The following is a 24852-nucleotide window of genomic DNA, read 5'->3' on the forward strand; positions in this document are numbered from 1 at the left end:
TTTTTTCTTCCAGGATCCTACATTTAATCTCAACCATGAATCGTTCGCATAGATACGGAATATGCACTACAAATTCTTGGTTTAAATCGGTTTATTCGGTTTCTCTCCCGCTGGTTTCTCCACTAACATCCGAATATTTTCCACCCGTGATTCCGGTGGTATCTCGCAGCCGGAGCTAAGAATCCAGCCATTTTTTCCTGGATCATGGCCCATCTTTTTACACAGCGCCCCTATTTCTTGAGCGATAAATTCCGGGCCGTCCATAACAAAAGAAAGCGGTTTCAAATTTCCTGCCAAAGCGGCAGCGGGAGCCAGCGTCCGAGCCTCCGCCAAATCCACCTGATAATCTACTGTCAGCAAATCGGCCCCTGCTTGGGCCATGCCCGGCAGGATTCCCCAGGTATATCCCACAATTTGCAGCCAAAGCAAAAACGGCTTCAAACTCCGCAGCTCTTGCAGGATGGCTTGCTGAAAAGGCAGAACCATTTCGGCATACATATTTTTAGGAATCAGATTGGGCGATGCCGAGGGGTCATTCAGCATAATTATGTGAGCGCCTGCCCGCAACAAGAGTCGGGCAAACTGCAAAGACGCCTCGGTTGTTCTTTTCAACAGGCGCAAAAAGCCTTCCGGTTCATCGGCAAGGGTAAAAAGCAGTTTTTCAATGCCCAGGATTTGCCCGGCCAAAGTGACCGGACCGGTCACAATTCCGATAACCGGAATATTATCTTCAGCCCTTTGGCGTAAAATTCCACACGCTTGTTGCAGGACAGAAAAAATGCCCGCCTGGCAATTCGGTACCGGCTTTAGCTTGCCCCAATCCTGCCAGGACTCCAGAACCGGTTTTACGATGTGGGGATAATAATGGGACGGATAAGCCAGAGAGCACCCCAGGGCTTCGGCTTCCACCGCATTCCCGCCATAAACGAAAAGAGCATCATAACCCAGAGTTTGTTGGGCCGCCCATTGACAATCAGCCATTACTTTACCACAATGAATATACTGATATATGGTCACGCCGGCCATGACGGCGGCCAAACCGTACACTTGCGGCGCCGACGGAATCCTGTCTGCCGGCGAAAAGGATGCGGCGGCAAGAAAACGCTCCAGACTATTCATATTTTCCTCCCCGTCTCCCTATTTAAATAACGAAGCCCGTCAAAGACGTCCATGGCCACATAATCAACCTCTAAATCCTCTGCCCGGGCCTGTTGCAGCGCAGCCCCCCCGGCCATGATTTTAACAGAAATACCAGCCTTTCGACATAATTCTCTGATCTGCCGAATGTAAGGAATGGAAACGGTAATCAGACTGGATACCAAAATGAAACTGGCTTTCTCTACCGTTGCCGTATGCACCAAGAGAGCCGGTTCCACATCCTTGCCAAGATCAACAACCCGATAGCCTGCCGCCTTTAATACAATATTGACAATGTGCTTGCCTAAGTCGTGGATGTCGCCCTTGATCGTCCCCAGCACCACCGTCGGCCCGGTAAGAGAGGCTTCGCTTGATTCGGGAAGGCGGCGTCCCACCACTTTGTCCATGACATCCACCATGGCCCGGCCGGCCAAAATAAGTTCCAGCAAGTTGAATTCTTCCGAGGTGCACTTTAAATCCAGTGATGTCAGTGCCGCCGTCAACCCATCCTGAATAATGATTTGAACCGGCATTCCCGCCTGAACCAGTTCTTCGGCTGTTTTCACCGCCAGCTTGTTTTTCCCTTCGACTACAGCAGTAATCAATGTATCCAGCGTTGCCATTCATCTCACCTTTTTCCTTGTTGGTCTCAGCTTGTCCCACCCTCTTACCTTTATTCTAAATCGTTGATTTGGTAAATACAAGAAAAATAAAGCCCCGGCGCCTTCCAGCAAAGGCGGGACAAAGAAGTCTTGATCAGAATGGCTGCGTAAAGTTTGGCAGGAGGTCATACCTCCCGCCCAGGCGGCATTCCGCCTCCGGTTTCCGCTCCCGGCAAACGCTTTTCCGCCTGCGACTGTTGATGCCAATACACGATCATACTGAGTCCGGTAAGAACAAGCAAGCCACCCCAGGTCCACATCCATGATGTTGTGGCGCGGCAGGGCATTTTAGCGCTGTTACAAACACCAATGATCAGATTCGTAGGCACGAAAATCACCAGAAGCCCGATAATCAGAAACCCTAGGCCAAAGTACTTTTTGACTTCGGCGTTTTTCACCCAAAAATACAATCCGGAAAGTCCAATACCTAACATAGCGAGAACAGTCTCTATCCGGTAAGACCAATGGCATTTCATGGGAATTGGCATCCCGGCCTTGGTTTCCATTAATCCCTGGCAAATGGGAAACAGAATAGGGGTGGTAAACAAGGCAAGCGAAAAAACGAGGGCCAACCAGCCCAAACCGTGATTCAAACGTAGATTCCGTTGCTTATACTCTTTAGACATTATACGCTCCTCCTGTTCCATGATTTTTGAAAGGGTGATTCCCGTGAAGGCTCAACTATTCTATATGCAATACTTGTGCCAAGTTCTTCAGGGCGCTAGTCGTTCTTACTTATTATCAGAAAGGTTATAGTCACCGAAAAACCGCTAGTGCGGTCCTTACAACCGTAAACGGTACTGAGGCGCAGGCGGCCGTTATGCATAAGCGGAGGTTAAGCGCCAGCGGCACAGCGTTGTATAATGGTCGCCTGCACCGGGCTTTGACCTTGACACGCCTTGTTTTATAGAAAACAGGGACATGCCTGTCCCTAAATGGGTCAATCTTGTCGCAGTCGCCTCAACATTCCGTCCACTGGAAAAATCTTCGTTTTTTTCCCAAGCTTCATATTTCCTTCACATTTTTCGGCTATACTTAGAATGTGGCCAATAAAATTAATTGATTGTCTTCTTTTTTGAGAACCTGGGACGCTTGTCTCTTTTTTTTACATCAAAAAGGGATTCCGTGACAAAGATCACGGAATCCCTTTCGAGCTCATTTGTAATACTTTCGTAAGATATGGCCCATTGCGTCTCCGGAAAGAGCGTTCTATACTTAACTGAAGAAAGGCTGCAATCTTAAGGAGGTATACAATTCCATGGCTATTTCAGGTATGCTTATTCAACCAAGGACAGATGCCGTCAGCGCAGTAGCAAAAGCCTTGTCAGACATAGAAGGAGTTACCGTTCATTCGGTTACGCCACAACAAGAAATTATCATTGTTGTGGAAGCGGCCTCGCTGCAACAGATAAGCGAGGTCGCCCGCACCCTGGAAACCATCCCCGGCGTACTCGGTGTTTTCCCCACATACATAACGACAGCAGACGAACAAGAAGATGAAGTCAACTAGGCCTTTGCCAACTGTACGGCACATATTTTATATTCCGGCTGTTTGGAAACATCGTCAAAGGCGTCAATTGTTACAAAGTTAATCATTCTGGACATTTCCGTGTCATGGAATGGCACATATACCATCCCCGGCCGTGGTTGACCACGGCCGTTAATTTTAGCCTTCAGCCGGCATTGCCCGCGGCGGGATGTTATTGTCACCAGTTCGCCATCTTTTACCCCGATTTTTTCGGCATCAGCCTGATTTATTTCCACATACATTTCCGGCATAGCCCGCTTGAGTTCCGGCACATTCATCGTCATCGTGGCGGTATGCCAGTGTTCGAGAACGCGTCCGGTAGACAAATAGAAAGGATAGTCGGCATCTGGCATTTCCTGCGGGTTGGCATGAGGCCTGGCAAAGATAACCGCCCGGCCGTCAGGCTTGCCGTAAAACTGAATGCCTTCCTTAACGTACGGATCATAGGGGGCGGCATAGCGGATATAAGTATCCGGGCCGTTTGGATCATGCACCGGCCAGGTCAGGCCCCGTTCTTTTTTCAGCCTGTCATAGGTCGACAACTCCATTTTCGTGCCGCTAGCACATTTACGGTATTCTTCCCAGATTTCATCATTTGTTTTAAACGGAAACAGATCGCCAAACCCCAGCCGCTTGGCTACTTCTAAGAGAGCCCAAACGTCCGGTTTGGCCTCACCCGGCGGTTCCACTGCCTTGGCAAGATGCTGCGTACGGCGTTCCCCGTTGCCATACACACCTTCCTTCTCCATCCACAGCGCCGCCGGCAGAACAACATCAGCCAGTTCACTGGTTCGCGTCGGATGGTAAGTCTCGGAAACAATCATAAACGTCTTTTCCATCCCCTCACGGTAAAGCTTAAGATTAGGAATAGATTGTCCGGGATTGGTACAAACAACCCATAACACCTTGAGCGCACCGCTGGCCGCCGCCCGGAACATTTCGATGGTATGATAGCCCGGCTTAGCACTCATTCTAGCGGGATCTATTCCCCATATTTTGGCGATTTCCTCACGGTGTTTGGGATTAGCTACCACCCGATGGGCCGGCAGCAAATGGGATAATGCCCCGACTTCCCGGATACTGCCACAGGCACTCGGCTGACCGGTCAGCGAAAACGGCGTATTGCCCGGACGGCAAATCTTGCCGGTAAGAAGATGCAGATTATGAACCAGATTATTGGCCCAGGTGCCCCGAATCCGCTGATTGAGACCCATGGTCCACATTGACATCGTGTTCCGGTCCTTGGCCGCAAACAAGCGGGCCACTTCGCGGATTTGTTCCGCAGGCAACCCAACAAGCGGGCTTACCTTTTCCGGCGTATAATCGGCGAGAAAGGCCTTAAATTCATCAAAGGTCAGTTTTTTCTCACCTTGCATAAAGTTTGTGTGTTGACTAACAAAATCCCTGTCAACCAAATTATCTTCAATAATGACATACGCCATGCTGTTTAGCAGCGCTAAATCGGTTCCCGGCACAAACTGCAGGAACATATCGGCTATATCGGCCGTGCGCGTACGCCGGGGATCGACGACAATAATCTTAACATTCGGGTTACTGTTTTTGCGATCAACCAGCCTGGAAAACAAAACCGGGTGAGCTTCGGCCATATTGGCGCCGATAATGAAAAAAACATCGGCCTCTTCGATATCGGCATAGGTTCCCATTGGCTCGTCCTCGCCAAAGGTGCTTACATACCCCGCTACCGCACTGGCCATACAGGTACGGGGATTCCCATCAATATTATTGGTACCAATCGCGCCCTTAAATAGCTTATTGGCGACATAAGCTTCTTCCGCGATATTCTGGCCGGAACCGTAAAACCCAACTGAATCCGGGCCAAATTGCGCAATGGCGTCCTTAAATTTTGCGACAATAAGATTAAGTGCCTCATCCCACGAAACTTTGACAAACTGACCGTCTTTTTTGACCATGGGATGAAGCAACCGGTCTTTGGTATCCATAATTTTGGGCAAAAGTATCCCTTTAACACACAGCCGGCCTTTATTAACAGGATTATCCGGATCACCCTTGACAGCAACTATTTTTCCTTTGCTGACGCCTGCCAACACCCCGCAGCCTACACCGCAGTAACGGCAAACCCCCTTGACCCATTTTTCCGCGTCGTGCTGCGGGGTTGTCCCCTGCGCCCCCCGGCTGCCAGAGCCAAACGAACAGCCAGAACCTGCTAAAGCTGTGCTAACGGCTATAGCCTTTAAAAAATCCCGGCGAGAAAACTTCATGAAAATTGACCTCCCGGTAAAATATTAGTGTTATTTCCGCATGGCATCCAAATGGCATCTGGCGCAACTATCGCGGCTGGGTACTGCATTGTTGAGCTTGGTATCATGGACCAGGCCGCTATGACAGGTAACACAGGTCATGCCATTATCAAAGTGTTTGACGGTATGCGGATCCTTTGCTGCCAGCGCCTTATCGGCATTGAGTTTTACCTTATCCTGATGGCAGCTGTAGCAATTGATGTCACGCTCATTTGCCTTGGGCTCAATCTTGTCACTGGTAACATGCACATAGACTTCCCGCATTCCCTTGGCTTTGGTCTTTATGAGCCCGAGTGCTCCCGGTTCGCCATGACAATCCTCGCAGCCAACATTTTTATGGGCAGACATTTGCCAGGACTGATACATAGAATCCATTTCGTGACAAGTACCGCAAAACTCGGGACGGGATGTGTAAGCCGCCGACCAGCCGGCAGAGATGAGCAAAAAAACAATGATAGCGCCAATTACGCCGATATGCCGTCCTGTCAATTTTTCTTTACCTCGTAATACCCTCCATAGATTCACGCTGTACGGCACCTCCCTTCTGTTTGTTTTTCCATGTAAAAGAGACCGCTTTTGCCGCACAGGCATCCACGCAGTCACCACAATTCGTGCAGGTCAGTTGATCGAGAAGCTTGCCACTGCCGACAGCGACCCGCATGCTGCAGGCGTTGCTGCATTGCTGGCAACGCAAACACCGGGAATGGTCGATACCAATTGACACCGGCCGCCATTTTCCCAGCAGGCCGTATAACGCCCCAACCGGGCATAAATTACGGCACCATGCTTTGCGGTCATAAAGCCATTCCAGGGCGACAAGCGCCACTATGAAAAGGAATTCCAGCCCGGCGCCAACGGCAATTGCTCTGGACAAAATGCCAATGGGCGAGAGGATAGTAAACAGCGGTAAGCTTGTTAGCACAGCGGCCAATAAAAACAGGGCCAATATGCCAAACGGCAGCCAGCCGTTTCTTGTCCCGCGAACTTTGGGAGCCTTAATGACAGCCGCCCATTCCAAAACCGTGTTTAACGGGCAGATCCAACTGCAAAACACCCTTCCCAGCAGCAGCGCTGTAATCACGAGCGGTATGACCGACCCGATAAGCGGCCACCAAATCAGCCTGCCGGCCAGTATAACCTCAATCGCTGACAAGGGATCAGTAAGGGCAATCCCTGCTGCCTGTGAGGATAAATAAGTTCCGAACCACAGCCGGTTGGCAGGCCAAACAAACGGCAATAACAGCAACAAGAAGGCTAAAAGTTGAACCGTCCGCCGTGCACTTCTAACCTTCATCGGCGTTTCCCGCCTGTACTGTGATTGCCGCCGGTTCGGCAATACATACATGTTCGCAGATGCCACAGCCGACACAAACCGCCTGGTCAACCAGCGGGCGTTTATGATCTTCCAGTTTGATGGCCTGGTCATAAAACGGGCAACTGGTATAACAGATCTTACATTCATCACCCAGCCAGGCCAGACAAGCATCATGGTCGATTTCCGCCAGTCCCATCCGTACATTTGCTTTTTCGACCGGCCGCAGGGCACCGCTGGAGCAGACAGTAGTACAAGTTAGGCATAAATCGCAGGCTGCCTCCCGCGGTACGAGATAGGGTGTACCAATGGCCAGTCCGTTAGTGCCCTGCCCGATTCTAATCGCCCGCTGCGGGCAGACCTGGGCACATTTGCCACAGCGGAGACAAGTTGCCAAAAATTCAGGTTCTTGCAGTGCCCCCGGCGGCCGCAGCAAGGCATTCTTCTGCTTATTATCCGTAAAGCCGGACAGCAACAACGACAAAACACCACCGACAAACAAAGCTACCTTGACACCCCTTTCCATAAAACGCCTCCCTGATTCATCTCTTTTTCATCATACCGAAAGATGATAACAGAATTATTAAGTAATTCTTACAAAAGTATTACATTTCTTCAAAGCCTGTCCGGCAAACTTAAATTCGACATCAACTTAAATGATTAGAAAACCCTACTAACACCGAGCCTTTGGCGAAAGCGCTAGCCACAGGTTGTACTTATCCAGTCGAAAGTTATACTTTCTGACTGGAAAAAAAAAAGCCGCCAACCGGCAGCTTTGTAAATTCATCCTTATATCTTAAAACCGCTCACAACCTGCTGCAGCTGCTGGGCTGTTTTACCGGTCTCCTTTGTCTTGATAACAATTGTCTCCATTGTGGCATTGGTCTCTTCAGTTGCCGCAGATACCGCTTGGCTCTGTTTGGCCGTATTGGTAATTCCGGTTGCGATTGATTCCGTAAGCTTGACGATCTTTGCGGACGCCACCACTTCCTCGTCCGTATTTCTGACAATAGCATGTACATTGTCTTGTGTGCGGCGAGCGGCTGCAACAATATCCGCCAGTGCCTGTCCCACTTGATTAACGGCATTTACTCCCGACTCCACTTCCGCTCTGCTTTGCTGTGCGGCCAAGACAGCGGCCGCCGTCCCTTGGGCAATTTTGGCAATAATAGCCGTTACTTCGCTTGCGCCTTGATTCGATTGCTCGGCTAACTTTCTCACTTCTTCCGCTACTACGGCAAAACCACGGCCATGCACGCCGGCCCGTGCTGCCTCAATTGCCGCGTTTAAGGCCAACAAATTTGTTTGGTGAGCAATATCGGTAATCATTTCGTTAATCAGGCGAATCTGCGTTAAATAATCGTTCAGGGAATTCATTAAGCCTTCGGTTTCCAGCATTTTTGCTTTAATGTCCGCCATCCTGGCCATGGCCTCCTCGGATGTTGTCCTTCCTTTAGCCGCCGCCTGCAGGGTTGCGTCCGCTTCAGCCGCTGTTGCAACAGCTTGTTCCTTCGCCGTTTGCACAAGAGCAGCAAGGCTTGACAAAACCCGGGACGCCTCGCCAAGCGACTGGCCACCGTTCTCCGCATCCAAAGCCACTTGCTGGATACTTTCGGCAACCGCGCCGATGCTTTCACTTGTCTCCGCCGTTGCTGCGGCGATCTCCCTGGATGCGCCGGACATCTGATCAACAGTCTGGTACACAGTATTCACAATTTCATGAAGCGACTGTGTCATTTTATTAAACGCCTTACCTACCAGGGACAGCTCATCGTGTGTCTGAAGTTCAACCCGTGCGGTCAGATCTCCGTCCGCGACCAAAGTTGCCGTATATGCCAGTTTGGCTACCGTATCTTTGACCGAAAGATAGAAAGCCCGTAAAAGATAAAGCACCAGCAAAAATACAGCTACAGCAACAGCGATGGCTGCTGAACGGATCTTCTCGTACCCTTCGATCCGTGTCTTGAGCATCTCATCCAGGGCAACAATTCCCAAATCATATACCTTATAACTTATTCATAATAATCCCCCCAAATCGATTTTGCTCAAACATTGATATATTTGTACGATATTGCCGGAAAACCTTGTCGAAAAATATTACGTTTTTCTTAAATCGCCTGCCTATCCAATTATAGTCAACCGGACAAGACGTACTGCATAAACATAGGGCTTGGCATAATCGCCAAGCCCCTATGTTCCGCAAAATCAAAACGAATGGCAGTTAATTATTATTTAATATGTTTGTCTGGTCTGATATCCAAGAGATTATATTTCTTAATTTTTTTATACAAGGTAGATTTCGCCAATCCTAATAACTTAGCTGTTTCACAGACATTATTACCCGTTTGGTACAGAGACTGAGTAATTGCCAATTTTTCAATTTCTTGAATAGAAAGATTCCTTCTTTTCGCGAGTGGGTTTACTTTTGCACCATGTTCCTCACGATTTTGACTTTTTGCGGAAGCATTGATCTCATCAGGAAGGTCTTCCGGCCAAATCACTCCGTCTTTAGACATGTGAACCGCATAAAGTATCACATTCTGTAATTGTCTGACATTACCCGGCCAAGCATACTCCAATAACTCCATTTTCGCCGCATCACTCAGGGATGGGGCAGGTATCTGCAATTTTGCAGCAGTAGTACTAATAAAGTGCTGGGCCAGTTCAATAATATCAGACTCTCTTTCTCTTAAGGGCGGCAGAGAAAGTTTAAAAACAGATAATCGATAATAAAGATCCTGACGGAATTCATTTTTATTTACTAGTTGCAAAAGATCTTTATTGGTGGCGGCAATTAATCTAAAATCTACCGGGATATGCTGATTACTGCCAAGACGCGTAACCTGTTTTTCCTCAAGCACCCGCAGAAGCACCGGCTGAACTTCCAACGGCATATCGCCAATTTCGTCCAAGAACAGGGTACCGCCGTGAGCCATTTCAATTTTTCCCCGTTTGCCATTTCGTTCAGCGCCGGTAAACGCTCCACTTTCGTAACCAAATAATTCGCTTTCAATCAGGCTCCGGGGGATCGCAGCACAGTTTACGGCAACAAGCTGCCCTGCCGGCCGGCTGCTGTGGTGAATGGCTTGCGCAAATACTTCTTTACCAGTCCCGCTTTCCCCTTGAATCAGAATATTTACATCGGTTGCGGCAATATGCTTGGCCCGCTCAATGATTCTTTCCACCCGGTCGGAACTCCCAATGATATTATCAAATGCCGCTAGTGATCCTATTTGCTGCACTGGGTATGGGTGTAATGTTTTCCCAACCCCGTTAATGGCTCTTAACCGAATTACACAGCCATACTTATTGCCGAACTTATCCTGAATTGGCTGCGCCGAACAAAGGTTTATCCTCTTATTTCCCCTAATCCGCAGTTCCGTATGATATAGCGATTCCCCGTTATCCATAACCGACTTGATCAGAGGCTGGTCACCCACAATAGTTGCCAACGGCTGACCCGACAATTCTGATTGTGAACAATTAAGCATCTTTTGGGCTTTTTCATTGACCTGTATGATAACACTGTTATTATTAATAATAATGACTGCCTCATCATCAGCTTCGCAGATAGCACTTAATACTTCATCTTTTAAAGCACACTGATATTCGTTTTGAATAGCCCATGCCATAGAAACAACCATACCAAGCGTATGGATATTTTGATGAAAATTTTCGTCACTGCCAATCGTTAGCGTTCCCGCCAAATTCCCAAACGCGTCAAAGATTGGCGCCGATGACCCCGTACTTTGATCGAAGCTCCGATTGTAGTGTTCGGGTCCCCAAATTTGAATAGGCATGGTATAGAGAATGCTCAGTCCATGAGAACAAGTACCTATAGACCTTTCGTTCCAAATAACTCCGGGCTCCAGATTATATGCCCTGGAAATCTTGGTGTTGCGGCCTACTACTTGCAGGATAACACCTTGTTCGTCTGTCAGCATGACAAAACACCTGGTTCTTGAAAAAACGCTATCCAACTGATGGAGATAAGGAGCTGCCACTCTCATTAACTGCCGTTTTTTTAAGTTTATTTGACTAAGAGCATCCGGATCAATCGCTGGACAAAAAATGTGAAATAAATCAAGACCATAGTTATAAGAACGGATCCATGAATCAATGATTTCCGGGCGTACAACATCCATTGGATAATGCGTATGCTGGTTAATGACAATATCCATTTTGAACCTGTTAATCTTCTCCGACAAGAGTGTATATTGTTCACTCATATTTTGATCTAAGCCTTCTTTAGTCATAATTGCCGGACTTAATATTTGCTCCAATGGTTTCATGTTATTCAATCACCCCTTCAAGTACAGAATCCTTTTCTTACCACTTTTATTATACAAAAGAACCTGACCAAAAGCGAAAAAATTTCAAAATAGCACAACTAGCCACATTTTCGTACTTCAACAATTCTTATGATATATAAAAAATAAATCGAAACACTCTCCTTAATCTTTAAATGTTAGTCCAAGACGGGCCTCTTAGTATAAAGAGGCCCGTCTTGGCAATAACTTATTTAGTCGTAAAACAATAAACGTTCGTTTACTAGAAAGCAAACAATATTTGTCGCTTACTCCGACTATTCATTTTTGCTGTCAATTCTTCCACTTCGCCATACTCGATAACCGACGCCTGGCAATGCTGGACGCAGGACGGTTTTTTCCCGGTGGCGACTCTATCAGCGCACAAGTCACAAAGTTGCGTAGGAATCGGTACATACGTATTTTCCCATTGGTCAGGATTGACTTTCCAAGGTCCGTTATGTGCTAACTGGATACCGTGTTGGCCATGAGGAAGCTGTTTTTCCATTTTGCAGGCTACCTCACAGCTGTGACAGCCAGTACAGTATTCATAATCAATTAGTAAACCCTTACGCGACATTTTTCTACACCTCCGAAATTAAGCTTTATAGACCTTGCAAATTGTGTTTTTCAATGGTGCGCCGTAGCCTGTCGGACCGGTTGTACATTGCGTTGTCAGGACATTAATATTGGATTCAAACACACCATAAAGTGTCGGTTCGGCGGCTTCTTTTTCCGGGAACCACCAGGCGTGTTCACCATGAACAACTCTAGGGTCAATCCCGGGATCAAGTGTAGCAACCTGTTTTACTCTACCGTTCTTGTTCTCGATCCATACCCAGTCGCCATCTTTAATTCCAAGCTTAGCAGCGGTCTCCGGATTAATAGTTAATAAAGGATCAGGGTGGAACTCACGTAAAGTTCCGCTCTGACGATGTTCAGAATGGAAGAATTCCCATGGCCTTCTACCAGTGGTTAGAATTAAAGGATACTCCTTCATCAATTCCGGCGTAGAAATCGGACCATAGGGCGGTTCTTCATGGTAAGGAAGCGGATCCAAGCCCCACTCAACAAAAATATCCTGATAAAGATTAACCATACCGGTATCGGTGTTAAATCCCGGTTCCCCGTCTTCACGCAAAAGACCTTTCTCATATTTCTTGTAATGAACTTCGGGCCAGATTTGAACTTTGGATTCTAGTTCTTTAAAGGTAATACCGGCGGGTTCAAGTGCATGGTTAATCATTGCCTCAACATTTTCCCAAGGCCACTTTTCCGGATTAAGGCGCTTGCCAAGTGCTAAGGCGATTTCTTCGTCAGTTTTACATTCTTCATATTGGGTAACCTTCGAAATGGAACGCAGCGGCGTCCACCAGTTTCTCAATGAATCGCGTTCCACGTTCATGGCAGCAGGCAGTACCAAATCAGCAAAGGCAACCGCACTTGGAGTCAAAACAGGATCAACCACGACATTGAATGGTACTTTCTTTAAAGCAGCATAAACGCGTTTTGCTTCCCCGCCACAACAAGCAAAAGTGTTGGTAGATTCCATCCAGTACATTTGGATTGGGTATGGCCTACCTGTTTCAATTGTCTCCAGGACGGAATCGCCACGTGCCGTAGCAGCAAGGCCATACTTGAATAATGGGTATTCCTGAACACCAAGACGTTTTTGCCGCATTTCTTCCGGCATTTCCGCCCAACCCCAGTCAGAGGATACATGGGCAAGCTTAGATACGCCAAAAGCTGGACGGATAATATGCTGACCACCGGGAACATCGAGGTTGCCGGTAATGGCGACCATGGCGCAAATGGAATTAGCGACGGATACGCCCGCAACCTGCGTATCAACTGCCAAACCCCACTGAATCGAGGCAGGCTTTGCGTTAGCGAACAAACGGGCCGCAGCGGCGATCTTTTCTTTAGGAACCCAAGTAATATTTTCTACTTTTTGCAGGTCATATTCCGCAGCCCGCGCAGCTAATTTATCAAAACCGTAGGTCCATTTATCTACAAATTCTTTATCATAAAGGCCTTCGCTAATCATGACATTGAGCATTGCCAAACCAAGAGCGGCATCCGAACCGGGGCGTAGCTGCAGCCAAACATCAGCCTTGGATGCCAGCCAGGTAAGATATGGATCGACAACAATCAACTTGGTGCCACGTTTCATCATATCCACAATCCAGTGGCCCAGGAAGCCATCACCATTACTAATGAGCGGGTTGTTGCCCCAGATCATAACGACCTCGGGAAGTTTCCACTCAGGATTGTCATAGCGACGTTCGTCCAACTGCGAAGCATCAATGATAAAGAAATCGCCGATCATTGTTCCCATGGCTGCTGCCCGGGGAAGATAGCAGGAGTCGCCCGGTAAAAAGCCCATAGAAAAGTTTGGACTTTTAAATCCATCATAGGTTAGCTTGGGTACGATTGACCAAGTGTTGCGCCCCGTTCCGATGGCAGTGACAATCGACTCCGGTCCATAATCTTTCCAGATGGTACGTACTTTATCTTCAATCATATCGAAAGCTTCATCCCAGGTAATCCGCGTCCATTTATTTTCGCCGCGCTCCCCGGCCCGCTTCATCGGCCATTTTACTCGATTCGGTTCATTGACTAACTCTGGTAAAGATAAGCATCGCATACAAAGTCTGCCGAAATTATATTTACTTTCGGGATCACCTTCGACCTTAACCAATTTATTTCCCTTGGTGTAATAAAGCACTTGACAGCCGTCATGGCATCCGGGGGCTGTCCACTGGCAAGTACGTGTTACTGTGTACTCGCCCTCTTTCCATTGAACCTTTCCAGACATACTTAATACCTCCTTAATAACTCATATTTTCTTACCACTACCATGAGCTTAAATAAGCCATACCCTTACCCTTCTCTACTTCTGTCACCTGCCTTTATATCGATGTTTCTACAGACTTCCAGTGATTTGATGGTCCCCAGTTTTACAACAAGCCGCCTTACCTAACCGGAAGTCTACAGTTCAATCACCAATTAATGCGAGAAATACCGGCAAATGTGATATGTTAGTCAAAGAAGTTATCAAGTGCTCTTTCTTGCTGCATCCGGTGATGGCATATCCCCTCCACATTTCTTGCATTTCTTTAAAGTCGGAGGATTAAAACATCCGCATGCGGGGCATTTTACGGCCTTTGCTGCTCCTGGTGGTCTAAAGCACATCCATACATCCCTCCTTTTTGGCTTATTGACGAAGGATAAAGACCCTATACCTGACATTAATCGTCACTTTTCTCTCGTCACCCCATGTAAATTTTTTATCCTCCATTATGTCCAACTATTATCTTTGCAAAATCTATGCCAATTAGTGATACCTGCGATCCCCAGCAAAATAGGGGGGCTACCAAAAACGATTTCTATATTTTTCACTGAAAAGTATCGTCTGTGGAAATATTCGTTTAATTTGTAGACTCAATAGGCAATCACCGTGATTAACAGCCTGGAACCTTGGCGCTTACCGGCAGGAAACTTTAACCCATAAATATTGTTTGGCTTCGCCGCATGCACACCATAAGAAAAATCGTTGGCGCGGTCCTTTTGGCTTTGCGCACGTCAAATAATCCCGTAATACAAGGGGAGGGGGGTTACTTTTGGCATTGCCCCAAAAGTAACAAAAAGTCTAGGCCCGAAGCCTCAAAAAGCTGAAAAGCCGGGCGGTATTCCTAAAATCCGTAAACTCGCTACGCTCAAACAGTACGGATTTTTTTACGGAATACCGCCCGGCTTTTCTCCTGCGGAACGCTTTTTCCGGCAAAGGCCAGAGGGGTACGGGAGTTACCAGGGTTGCTGGGGTCACCCTCTCCTTGCTCAAGCCGGACGTACACCGTACTGAGGCGCGGGCGGCCGTTTTGCATAAGCGGAGGTTAAGCGCCAGCGGCGGAGCGTTGTATGACGGCCGCCTGCGCCGGGCTTTGACCTTGACACCCCTTGTTTTATAAGGACCTGTCATAATTGCACCTAATTTATAATTTCTAGTGTATGATATGGTGAATATACAGACAAAACCCATTAACTGATACATTAAAAAAGCCGCCAACTAAAATTGGCGGCTTAGGGCCTGTCTGCAAAATCCCTATGAAGTTCCCTAAAAACTACTCCCCTACGAACTTATAGCCCACTCCCCATACGGTCTTAATATATGTGGGAGCTGATGGCGTGGGCTCAATTTTCTCCCGCAATCGCCGGACATGAACGGTCACCGTGTTTTCATCGCCTTCGTAATCGCTGTGCCATATTTTATTCAAAAGCTGCATTCTGGTGAAAACCTGCTGAGGATTACTAGCCAGCAGCCAAAGCAATTCGAATTCCTTACTGGTGAGATTAACGGCTGTGCCGTTAACTGTAACCTCCCTGGTCCCGGGGTCAATAGAAAGCGATCCATACGTAAGCGCCTGGCTGGCCTGATTCATCCGCCAGCCTTGTACCCGGCGGATGACGGCCTGTACCCTGAGTACCAGTTCAATCGGACTAAACGGTTTTGTTAAATAATCATCTACTCCTAGTCTAAAGCCTACGATCCGGTCCAACTCATCGCCCTTGGCCGATAAAATAATAATTGGAACACCATATTCCGCAGTCAATATTTTACAAACATCCAGGCCATTGAGTTTGGGCAGCATTAAATCAAGAATTACTAAATCAGGCTGCTCTTTTTTGGCGACAGTCAGCGCATTCTCGCCATCCACAGCCGAGACCACTAAAAAATTCTCCCTTTCCAGGCAATGCTTCACAATCTTAACGATTTTCGCATCATCATCGACAACCAAAATTTTCTCGCCCGACATCCTAACACCCCTTCGCAATGACCGGTAAAACAAAGGTAAACGTACTGCCCCGGCCGACTTCACTTTCCACCCAGATCCGACCTCCGTGCATCTCCACCAGATTGCGGGCCAGGGCCAGCCCTAGACCACTGCCCGGATACTCCCTGGATTCGGCACTATCAACCTGACGGAACTTATCAAAAATATGTTTTTGATCCTCCCGGCTGATGCCAATACCGGTATCTTGTATTTTGACGACAACCGCCGGCAGGTTTTGCTGATCATCCGCCAGAGTGGCCGTAATACGAATGGCCCCGCCGGCAGGCGTAAATTTAATTGCATTACCAATTAAATTGCGGAAAATATGCGTGACTTTTTCGCGATCAGCGACAATACCGGGAATATCTGCCGGAATATCAACAGCAAATGCCAGTCCCTTCTTGCTTAGGAGCGGCGAAATACTATGCCTCAGATGATCCAGCACTTCGCTGATATTAACCTGATTATAGTTCAGTTTTACAAGTCCTGCTTCAATTTTGGACATGTTAAGAATATCATTGATCTGACTGAGTAATTGGTGTCCGCTTTCAAAGATGTCCTGCAAATACTCCCGTTGCAGGCTGCTAAGCGTATCTCCCTCAGCCAAAAGAATTTCGGCAAATGCAATAATGGCGGTCAGCGGCGTCCGAAGCTCGTGACTCATAACGGCCAGAAATTCAGATTTGAGGCGGTCGGCTTCCGTCAGTTTGGCATTCATGGCCTGAAGCTTATTGCCTTGCTCTAAGAGCCGCCGATTGGCTTTAGATAAAAGCGCTGTCCGCTCTGCTACTTTTCCCTCAAGATTATTGTAAAGCTCATGAAGTTTACTGGCCATCGTATTAAACTCCTCCGCCAAACTGCGCATTTCGTCATAGGTTTGAATCTCTGTGACCTGAGCCGATAAATTTCCCCGTCCTAATTCCACCACTTTGCTTGTCAACTCACGGATTGGCATAATAATGATATGCTCCATCATTAGATAAGTCAGGCCGATACTCACAAAGACCATAAACAGGATAAAAACAACCTGGCTGCTGACATTGGTGCGCTGGGCGGCTTCAAAACGCGCCATAGGAAATACAACACTAATACTGCCGGCAAATTCGCCTGCGGAGAAACCTTCCTTGTCATAGCCCGAAATATCCTTGACGCCGGCAGGTTTGCCATGGCAGGACAAACAGGATTCGTCATAATATAGCGGCACCAAATAGCGGAATACCCGCTTGCCGTCAATCTCATCATAACCCCAGAGTTCTTTGAGGTTTTTATCGGCAGCCAATTGTTTCATGGCTTCGAGTTCAAAATTATCGGGAGCATTATAAGGATCGCGCACCTGCGGCCTGATTTGCTTAAATTTATAGCCCGAATAACCATTAAATATTTCACCGATTCCCTTGCCAACGGCAGCGGGATTCAAATGTTTGAATTCATAACCGCCATTGGCGTTCATGTTAATCGTATCCTGTTTAAGAGCAATAAACGCCCTGGTAGCCACCAACTGCTGGGCAATAACGGCGGCCTTTTCTTTCATTTCGGACTCGGCCTGGGAGTTATACTGCCGGATATTCCAAAGGAGGTTAATTGACATGAGCACAATGGTAATAACGGCAATACCCACCATAAACTTGACAGTAAGACTGTTTTTAAAAACCATAATTCTACTCCCAATTCAAATACCACTTTCCGAGAATATTCTGTTAAAAGTGATAAATTCCTCTATCAGCAGTACAAAACAACAGGCAAGAGCCAATCCGTTTATGGGCTCTTGCCTATGATTTCGCTTAAGATGATCCTCAATCCATAGCCATTGCTATAGTATCCAATAAAGATTTTCTCTGCTATGCAAGGTACGTCCTGTTGGCAATATCAATGCCGGCAGCAGTTTTAAAGTGTTTGGCTATGATTCTTTTTACTCTGTCTTTATCCTTGGCCCATCCTTCCTCAGCGATATTCACCAATAAATCGGCTTCCCAGATAATTTGAAAATCCAGTCCGTCATTTTTCTCCGCGGTATGATGTCCGCCAATGATGTAACAAACCCGCTCCCTAATCTCAGCCGGTTCCTGGTATTTTTTCATCATTTGCGCGGCGACCCCCGGACCCTCCAGCTCCTGGTAGCGCGGCTGGGCCGAGCCATATTTGATTTCCGCATTTTTGATGCCAATGTCATGCAAGATGGCGGCAATTGTCACGATCTTCCGGTCACAGTCGGTTAACGGCTGTTCGCTCATTATTTTTTCCGCATAGGCCAATACCTTCAAAGCATGCGCTATTCTTCTGGCGTCTTGGCCAAAATACCCTTTAAGTTCATGAATATAGTCTTGCTGATAACCTGCCGGCATTTTTTCACGCTCCTTATCTTCTAAAATTTTTGTAAGGCTAGTAGGTGACACCTTGCCAGTAAAGCGGTGTATACACTTCAGCCTGTACAGGCAGTTCAACATCCTGCAATGCCCATTTCTTAAATTCCTCAAAGCCGGTCCGGTCCACAATATAACCAATATGCTCTTTGCCGCCGGGAGCAGACCGATCAATATATTTTTCCACATAGGCATACGTATTGCCAATAATTTTTATGATACTGGCCTCATCCGCCCATTTGATAAAATCTTCGCCTAAACGGGGATTTTTCTTTCCTGTTCTGCCGAACAGGGTTAACCGGTAATATTTTTCATGACTGCGCGTCCAGGCGCCTGTCGGGCAATGCAAAACGCATTCTCCGCAGCCGATGCATTTCCCGGCATCCTTGACAACCTTATAATTGACCGTGCCTAGCGCGCCAACCGATTTTTTGCTGCACGCTTTCACACAGGCGCCGCAACTGACACAACGCTCTTTGTCATACTGTGGCATGGTCATCCCCATAATGCCGAAATCATGCATTCTGACTTTGGCACAGTCATTCGGACAACCGGTAAGGGCCACCTTAACATGCAAGTCATTAGGGAAAATCGCTTTTTCAATCCTTTGGGCAAAACCGGACGTATCATAGCAGGCATACGGGCAAACCTGATTTCCCACACAGGCCGTAATGTTTCTAGTACCGGCAGCGGGATAACCCTGACCGGAAACCTTTTGGTTGATACCCAGGCCGTCAATAATTGGCTGCAACATTTCATTCACTTTGGGAATATCCGCAAACCGGATGCCCGGAATCTCAAAGCCCTGCCTGGTTGTCATGTGAACAAGGCCATTGCCGTAAATTTCAGCAATATCCTGAATCATTCCCAGATATTTTGCCTCAAGGTGCCCGCCGGGAACACGGACTCTGGAAGCGGTCAAGCCTCTGTGCTTTGTCACCCGAAACGCGTTTTTCTTCAGCTTTTTCGTGTTGATATCCATGTAAATCCCCCCCTGCTCTAGTCAATCAACTGACAACCTTTTTTATAGTTGAATACAGGCCCGTCCAGGCAAACATACGTATCGTCAATTTTACAATGACCGCATTTGCCGATACCACAGCACATTTTCCGTTCCAGCGAGATCCACATGTTTTCCTCCTGAAACCCTCGTTTAAGCAGTTCCTGGGTAGCAAACTTCATCATCAGGGGAGGCCCGACCACAATAGCGGCCGCCTCTTCAATCTTGTTCAGCTTTAGCTGCGGAATATACTGGGTAACCAAACCTGTGCGGCAGGCACTCCCCTCCGCCGCACAATCAACCGTCAAAATGACATTCAGCCGCTGTTGCCACCGGTCAAAATCCTCAAGAAACAAAATATCCCGCGGTGTCTTAAAACCCGCAACCAGAGTCATTCCTTTGGTTTCATCCCTATGGCCGGCAAAATAGTCTATTACCCCCTTTACCGGGGAAAGGCCTGTGCCACCGGCAACCACGACGAGCTCTTTTCCCTGGTAGTTGCCGATATCAAAGCCATTGCCGTACGGACCGCGCATAAACAGTTTATCCCCGACAAAGTGCTCGAAAATTTCGTTGGTCACCTTACCCACCCGGCGGATGGTCAAATCAACCGTCCCGTTGCCGATTCCGCTGACCGAAATCGGTGCTTCACCATATTTGGGAAGCGAAACCTCAAAAAACTGTCCGGGTTTTACGTCTCCCGCAAAAGTAAGCCGAAAGGTATATTCAATATCTGTATGCTTAATAACTTCCTTAATTTCAGTCAGAAACGGCAAATACTCATTTGCCAGCATTGCCGGACACCTCCTTACAGGCAGCAGTAAGCTTGTTGACGGCGGCAGTAAAGGATATATATTCCGGACAGATATCATCACAGCGTCCGCAGCCGACACACATAGGATAGCCATTGCGTTTTTTGTAGTCATACACCTTATGCAGCACCTTGAAACGCATTCGCTGGCCGTTTTTTTGCCGGTAACTGCCGCCGCCCGCGACATCCGTAAAACCGTCCACCATGCAGGATGCCCATACCCGGCGCCGTTCGCCGACTTTGCCGTTATCGGTATAGAATATATCCTGCATGGTAAAGCAGGTGCAGGTAGGACAAACAAAATTGCAGCGGCCGCAGTTGATGCAGCGGCTATCGTATTCGTCCCAGATGGTCGAGTAAAGAATAGCCGGCGTCAGCTGATCAGGCAGCTGGACATGCTTGGTATTTTCCGTTACATAAGCGGGAGTTACCGCCGCTGCCTCCAGGCTGCGGGCGGCAAAGGTCGCTTCCCACGCAGCAGTGCGATTGTCCACATAGACCCTGCCGTCTTTAAGTTCCAGGTAGGCATCATACGTATCGCTCCGGTTTGTCCCCATATCGACGCAGAAACAATTATCAAAGGAATGCCGGCAGCCTATCAGCAAAAATTTTACTCTGTCCCGCAGCTGTTGATAATAGTAATCCCTGCCGCCGTTTTCCAGGTAAATGGCATCCAGCCGTTTCACCGCCTGCAAGTCACAGCTGCGCAGCAAAATAACGGCTCCTTTTTTCGGCAGATCGGCTTCTTTTATATGATCTTCCGTAAAGAAAAACAATGTTTGCGATAAGGGCAGCAGTACTTCTTTCCAGGAAAACTCCGCTTTGCGGTCAAAAACGACCTCATCAATTGTCTGAATTTCTCCGTAGCGGATACGGTCCGTATCGGAAAAACTGCCCCCATCTTTGAATACTTTCGGAGCATAAACCGTATATTCGCGGGACAACTCCTGCAATACCTGGTCAAACCCTGCCTTATCCAAGCAATACCCCATGCTTACACCTCTCCTTTTTACTTGATATATAGAGGTTACTAACCCCATGCCTGAAAGAAAATCTTTATTGGAATTCCTATAGTACAAAACGGTTGCCAGATTTGTGTATTTTTTAACCATTGTATTACAAAAGCAAAAAAGCCGCTGTGATGGAAATCACGGCAGCTTAAAATAGGCTGAAAGTTTATCACGGTCAGGAATCAGGATATGGCCGTCATCGATTTGAATGAGACTTTTCCCGGCCAGAGCTTTTAACTGGCGCGAAACGGTTTCACGCCTGGAACCCAGCATCTCCGCCAGGTAGGTAATACTTACATCCACATTGATCTTAGTGCCTTGTTCGCAGGCAGTCCCGTAATCCCTGGACAGCTTCCACAGTTTGGCGGCAACGCGCTTGTCGCCGCGTACGGAATTGGGCGTGTTTTTTAATTGACGGTAAAGGCGCCTCACTTTCATGGCCAGCGAATCCAAAACGCCCTTAGTCAGGGCAAAATCCTGTTCCATGACCTGCAGAAAATCCGCCCGGTCAAAACAAAGAATTTCCGCATCCTCAAATACTTCGCAATTCATGGAGTCGGTATTGCCTTGCAAAATCACTTCATTAATCATTTTCCCCTTGTCCAACATGAAGATAACCTTTTTCTCGCCCTGCGAGTCAATAGTATAGAGGGTGACAAGCCCGCTAATCACAATATACAGCATCGTAACCGGTTCCCTGGCCAAAAATAAATGCTCTCCTTTGGTCAAATGGCGCAGCGAGCCAACAGAGGCCAATGTCTTGCGTGAATCAGGGCTTGCCTGTTGAAATACCGCAACAAGTGAACACGCTTCCCTGTTATTTACTTTCATTTGAATCACCATCAATCAGTTTGCAGGCGCAGGCGGGTGGTGTATTGTGCCTGCAAAATCTTCAGTGCGTTGGATATAGATAATACGCCTTGGACATCTCTTTAAACTGTTTGGCCTCCTGGTCCCAATCGGCCAGTAGCTCAGCCAGCGTTTGCCGGCCAAGCCGCAAGCCGTCATCGCCGGTAATCAAATCAATCATGGGTGCGCCTTTCCCGTTAAAGTTGTAGGCGAACTGCCCGTCGCTCAGTTCCTGTACGGTAAATAGCAAGCTTAAGCCTGTGCGCACAGGCCGAAAGGCCTTGCGGTCAGTGATATGCAGTTGCACGCCATTACACGTCTCACCGGCAAAATTGCCGAAACGGGGAAGATAGTGCGCCGGACGAAATACTACGCCCGGAAGCTTCATGGCATTCATGCGATTAGCCAGATTTTCCGCATCAAGCCAGGGAGCGCCGACAAAATCAAAGGGCCTGGTCGTCCCCACACCTTCAGAAATATTTGTCCCGCCAAAAATGCCGGTTCCAGGATAGACCAGGGCCGTATCCGGTGTGGGAATATTGGGCGAAGTCATCACCCAGGGCAGTCCTGTTTCATCAAAATACAGGTCACGGTGCCAGCCCTTCATCTTGATAACCACCAAATCACAGCCGATGCCGAATTCCTTGTTAAATAAGCCGGCCAGTTCGCCAACCGTCATGCCGTGCCGGATGGGAATGGGGTACAGCCCGATAAACGATTCAAAGCCGGGTTTAATCAGGCCGCCTTCCACTTCCATGCCTCCCACCGGATTGGGGCGGTCAAAAACCACGAAGGTCTTGCCATTTTCTTTGGCGGCTTGCATCGCATAAGCCATGGTATAGATATAGGTATACGCCCGGGCGCCGACATCCTGGATGTCAAAAGCCAGGATATCCAGGTTTTCCAGCATATCCGACGTCGGTTTTTTCGTAGCACCATACAGGCTGTAGACCGGCAGCCCGGTCTTGCCGTCGGTTTGACCGCTCACTTTATCACCGGCGGGGACTGCCCCGCGAATACCGTGTTCCGGGGAAAACAGGACGACAAGCTGGGTTTTAGCCTGCAAGACATCAATCGAACTTTGAAACTGACTGTTCATGCCGGTGGCATTGGTGATAAGCCCCACACGTTTACCGGCAAAAATGTTTAGGTGCTCATCAATCTGATCAATACCCAATTTTACCTTTTGCTTGTCGCGATCGGTAGAATTGGCACAGCCGGTGGCAACCCCGCCAAGCAATACTGCCATCACGAACATGATTACAAAGCCAAAATATTTGGTCTTCAACTGCTTTCCTCCCTGTCGCGTCTGTTTGTTGACTATTTTTCCCCCAGCCCAGAATGGATCAGGGCCACCATCGCGTCCAATGCCTGATCCTCGCCGTCGCCATTTACCCTGACGACAATTTGATCACCCTGCTTGATGGCCGCACTCATAATGGCCAGAATGCTCTTGGCATTAAAGGTCTTATTATCTTTGACCAATGCCACTTCACAGGCAAACTCGCCGGCGGTTTTGACCAGCAGGGCGGCAGGCCGTGCGTGTAAGCCCACTTTATTTACTACAGTTACAGTTTGTTCCAGCATGCTTGTCTCCTTACAATGAAATTTTTCCCATAATGACCGGCGCCCGGGCGCCGGTCACAGCCGGCAGATTATTGGCGTGGCCGCTGATGGCCTCGTTGGCCAGCATGGCAAAGGCAACCGCCTCCTTGGCGTCACTGGAAAAGCCCAGTTCCTCTTGTGACAAAAGCGGGATGTCCGGCAGTTCACGGCGCAGCAGGGTCAGCAGCGTCCGGTTGTGAACACCGCCACCGCTGACGATCACTTCATCAACATGGACCTGCGGCAGAATAAAGCGCCGGTAAGCATCAGCCATACTGCGGGCGGTAAAACAGGTAAGTGTCGCCAGGATATCGGCGGCCGCTACGCCCTGGGCAATATAGCGATTAACTAGTTCTGCCGTATAGGCGTCGCCGAATACTTCCCGTCCGGTCGTCTTGGGCGGGATGCAACTCAGATAGGGGTGTGCCATTAATTCGGCTAACATCGGCTTGTTTACGCCGCCCCGGCCGGCCCACTCCCCGCCCTTGTCATATTGTTGTTCGCCGTTCGTCAGCCGGTTTACGGCATAATCGATCATCATATTGCCGGGGCCGGTGTCAAAGGCAGTTACTGTCGCCGCCCCGCCGCCTGCCGGCAGCACCGTTACATTGGCAATGCCGCCAATATTTTGCAACAGGCGGGTTTTCAGCGGATGGCGGTACAACAGATATTCCGTATACGGCACCAGCGGCGCGCCCTGGCCGCCGGCGGCAACATCCCGCACCCTGAAATCAGCCACCGTGACAACGCCGGTACGCTCGGCAATAACGGCCGCCTCACCGATCTGGAACGTACTTTTCCCCGGCTGATGCCAAATCGTCTGTCCGTGCGAGCCGATCAGATCAAGCTCAGCCGGGGTTATACCGGAATCTTTACATATTTCGGCCACAGCTTCGGCAAATAGTTCTCCCAAAACAAAGTTCAGCGAACAAATTATTGCCGCATTGGAGGCGGCCGGCCGGCAGGCTTCCCGTATAGAGCGGCGGACTGCCGGTTCATAGCCCACTGTCTTAAACGCGATCTGTTTGATTTGCGAATGTACCCCGCTGCCTGTAATCCTGACTAAGGCCACATCAATCCCGTTAAGGGAAGTTCCTGACATGAGCCCGGCTACCAGCCGCTCCCGTTTTTCGGCCACTTGCAACAAGCGCTGCATC

General features: G+C 48.4%; 23 protein-coding genes. 2 read left to right on the forward strand and 21 right to left on the reverse strand.

Annotated elements, in window-relative coordinates; translation table 11 throughout:
* Window positions 1-81 precede the first annotated feature (81 nt).
* The 3 genes from BLR65_RS02625 to BLR65_RS02635 all read right to left on the reverse strand — a co-directional run bounded on the left by BLR65_RS02625 (window position 82) and on the right by BLR65_RS02635 (window position 2425).
* Window positions 82-1119: a uroporphyrinogen decarboxylase family protein gene (locus BLR65_RS02625; RefSeq protein ID WP_093792204.1), complete on the reverse strand. Its 1038-nt coding sequence runs from the start codon at window positions 1117-1119 to the stop codon at window positions 82-84.
* A complete protein-coding gene (locus BLR65_RS02630; RefSeq protein ID WP_093792206.1) occupies window positions 1116-1760 on the reverse strand; it encodes a cobalamin B12-binding domain-containing protein in 645 nt (214 codons plus the stop codon). The genes BLR65_RS02625 and BLR65_RS02630 overlap by 4 nt, the downstream gene beginning before the upstream one ends.
* Window positions 1761-1924: 164 nt before the next feature.
* On the reverse strand, window positions 1925-2425 hold the full coding sequence (locus BLR65_RS02635) for a DUF4418 family protein (protein WP_169716813.1): 501 nt from the start codon (window positions 2423-2425) through the stop codon (window positions 1925-1927).
* 632 nt (window positions 2426-3057) lie between these two features.
* Here BLR65_RS02635 and BLR65_RS02640 point away from each other — a divergent pair.
* On the forward strand, window positions 3058-3309 hold the full coding sequence (locus BLR65_RS02640; protein WP_093792210.1) for a chaperone NapD: 252 nt from the start codon (window positions 3058-3060) through the stop codon (window positions 3307-3309).
* Here BLR65_RS02640 and BLR65_RS02645 read toward each other — a convergent pair.
* The 8 genes from BLR65_RS02645 to BLR65_RS02680 form a co-directional block, all read right to left on the reverse strand.
* Window positions 3306-5567 carry a molybdopterin-dependent oxidoreductase gene (locus BLR65_RS02645; protein WP_093792212.1) on the reverse strand — a complete coding sequence of 754 codons (2262 nt, stop codon included), beginning with the start codon at window positions 5565-5567 and terminating at the stop codon, window positions 3306-3308. The genes BLR65_RS02640 and BLR65_RS02645 overlap by 4 nt on opposite strands.
* A gap of 30 nt (window positions 5568-5597) precedes the next feature.
* Window positions 5598-6131: a cytochrome c3 family protein gene (locus BLR65_RS02650; protein WP_169716812.1), complete on the reverse strand. Its 534-nt coding sequence runs from the start codon at window positions 6129-6131 to the stop codon at window positions 5598-5600.
* On the reverse strand, window positions 6103-6900 hold the full coding sequence (locus BLR65_RS02655) for a 4Fe-4S binding protein (protein WP_169716811.1): 798 nt from the start codon (window positions 6898-6900) through the stop codon (window positions 6103-6105). Before BLR65_RS02655 ends, BLR65_RS02650 begins: the two co-directional genes overlap by 29 nt.
* Complete coding sequence (locus tag BLR65_RS02660; RefSeq protein WP_093792218.1) at window positions 6890-7444, reverse strand: 4Fe-4S dicluster domain-containing protein; 555 nt, start codon at window positions 7442-7444, stop codon at window positions 6890-6892. The genes BLR65_RS02655 and BLR65_RS02660 overlap by 11 nt, the downstream gene beginning before the upstream one ends.
* A 263-nt stretch (window positions 7445-7707) precedes the next feature.
* On the reverse strand, window positions 7708-8913 hold the full coding sequence (locus tag BLR65_RS02665; protein ID WP_093792220.1) for a methyl-accepting chemotaxis protein: 1206 nt from the start codon (window positions 8911-8913) through the stop codon (window positions 7708-7710).
* Between the two features lie 233 nt (window positions 8914-9146).
* Complete coding sequence (locus tag BLR65_RS30355) at window positions 9147-11210, reverse strand: sigma-54-dependent Fis family transcriptional regulator (protein WP_144036420.1); 2064 nt, start codon at window positions 11208-11210, stop codon at window positions 9147-9149.
* Window positions 11211-11469: 259 nt separating this feature from the next.
* Entirely contained in the window at window positions 11470-11805 is a 336-nt protein-coding gene (locus BLR65_RS02675; RefSeq protein ID WP_093792222.1) for a 4Fe-4S dicluster domain-containing protein, read from the reverse strand.
* Window positions 11806-11823: 18 nt separating this feature from the next.
* Window positions 11824-14043 (reverse strand): molybdopterin-dependent oxidoreductase, encoded by a 2220-nt coding sequence (locus tag BLR65_RS02680; RefSeq protein WP_093792224.1) that lies wholly within the window; start codon window positions 14041-14043, stop codon window positions 11824-11826.
* Between the two features lie 1018 nt (window positions 14044-15061).
* Here BLR65_RS02680 and BLR65_RS31295 point away from each other — a divergent pair.
* Window positions 15062-15196 (forward strand): hypothetical protein, encoded by a 135-nt coding sequence (locus BLR65_RS31295; protein WP_281241479.1) that lies wholly within the window; start codon window positions 15062-15064, stop codon window positions 15194-15196.
* 153 nt (window positions 15197-15349) lie between these two features.
* On the opposite strand, the gene BLR65_RS02690 is transcribed toward BLR65_RS31295, so the two are convergent.
* The 10 genes from BLR65_RS02690 to anmK all read right to left on the reverse strand — a co-directional run bounded on the left by BLR65_RS02690 (window position 15350) and on the right by anmK (window position 24851).
* Window positions 15350-16042: a response regulator transcription factor gene (locus BLR65_RS02690; RefSeq protein ID WP_093792228.1), complete on the reverse strand. Its 693-nt coding sequence runs from the start codon at window positions 16040-16042 to the stop codon at window positions 15350-15352.
* Between the two features lies 1 nt (window position 16043).
* On the reverse strand, window positions 16044-17714 hold the full coding sequence (locus BLR65_RS02695; protein ID WP_245692332.1) for an ATP-binding protein: 1671 nt from the start codon (window positions 17712-17714) through the stop codon (window positions 16044-16046).
* 184 nt (window positions 17715-17898) lie between these two features.
* Complete coding sequence (locus BLR65_RS02700; RefSeq protein ID WP_245692334.1) at window positions 17899-18453, reverse strand: HD domain-containing protein; 555 nt, start codon at window positions 18451-18453, stop codon at window positions 17899-17901.
* The gene (gene asrC / locus BLR65_RS02705; protein ID WP_093792232.1) at window positions 18440-19402 is read right to left on the reverse strand and encodes a sulfite reductase subunit C; all 963 of its coding nucleotides are present in this window, start codon (window positions 19400-19402) and stop codon (window positions 18440-18442) included. The genes BLR65_RS02700 and asrC overlap by 14 nt, the downstream gene beginning before the upstream one ends.
* A 17-nt stretch (window positions 19403-19419) precedes the next feature.
* The gene (gene asrB, locus BLR65_RS02710) at window positions 19420-20214 is read right to left on the reverse strand and encodes an anaerobic sulfite reductase subunit AsrB (RefSeq protein ID WP_093792234.1); all 795 of its coding nucleotides are present in this window, start codon (window positions 20212-20214) and stop codon (window positions 19420-19422) included.
* Window positions 20201-21223, reverse strand: coding sequence for an anaerobic sulfite reductase subunit AsrA (gene asrA / locus BLR65_RS02715; protein ID WP_093792236.1), 1023 nt, complete (start codon window positions 21221-21223; stop codon window positions 20201-20203). The genes asrB and asrA overlap by 14 nt, the downstream gene beginning before the upstream one ends.
* A 156-nt stretch (window positions 21224-21379) precedes the next feature.
* Window positions 21380-22072, reverse strand: coding sequence for a Crp/Fnr family transcriptional regulator (locus BLR65_RS02720; RefSeq protein WP_093792238.1), 693 nt, complete (start codon window positions 22070-22072; stop codon window positions 21380-21382).
* A 61-nt stretch (window positions 22073-22133) separates the two neighbouring features.
* On the reverse strand, window positions 22134-23378 hold the full coding sequence (locus tag BLR65_RS02725; RefSeq protein ID WP_245692336.1) for an exo-beta-N-acetylmuramidase NamZ family protein: 1245 nt from the start codon (window positions 23376-23378) through the stop codon (window positions 22134-22136).
* A gap of 32 nt (window positions 23379-23410) precedes the next feature.
* Complete coding sequence (locus BLR65_RS02730; RefSeq protein ID WP_093792240.1) at window positions 23411-23677, reverse strand: HPr family phosphocarrier protein; 267 nt, start codon at window positions 23675-23677, stop codon at window positions 23411-23413.
* Window positions 23678-23687: 10 nt separating this feature from the next.
* Entirely contained in the window at window positions 23688-24851 is a 1164-nt protein-coding gene (gene anmK / locus BLR65_RS02735; protein WP_093792242.1) for an anhydro-N-acetylmuramic acid kinase AnmK, read from the reverse strand.
* Between the last annotated feature and the right edge of the window lies 1 nt (window position 24852).

This window comes from Sporomusa acidovorans, assembly GCF_900101845.1.
GTDB lineage: Bacteria > Bacillota > Negativicutes > Sporomusales > Sporomusaceae > Sporomusa > Sporomusa acidovorans.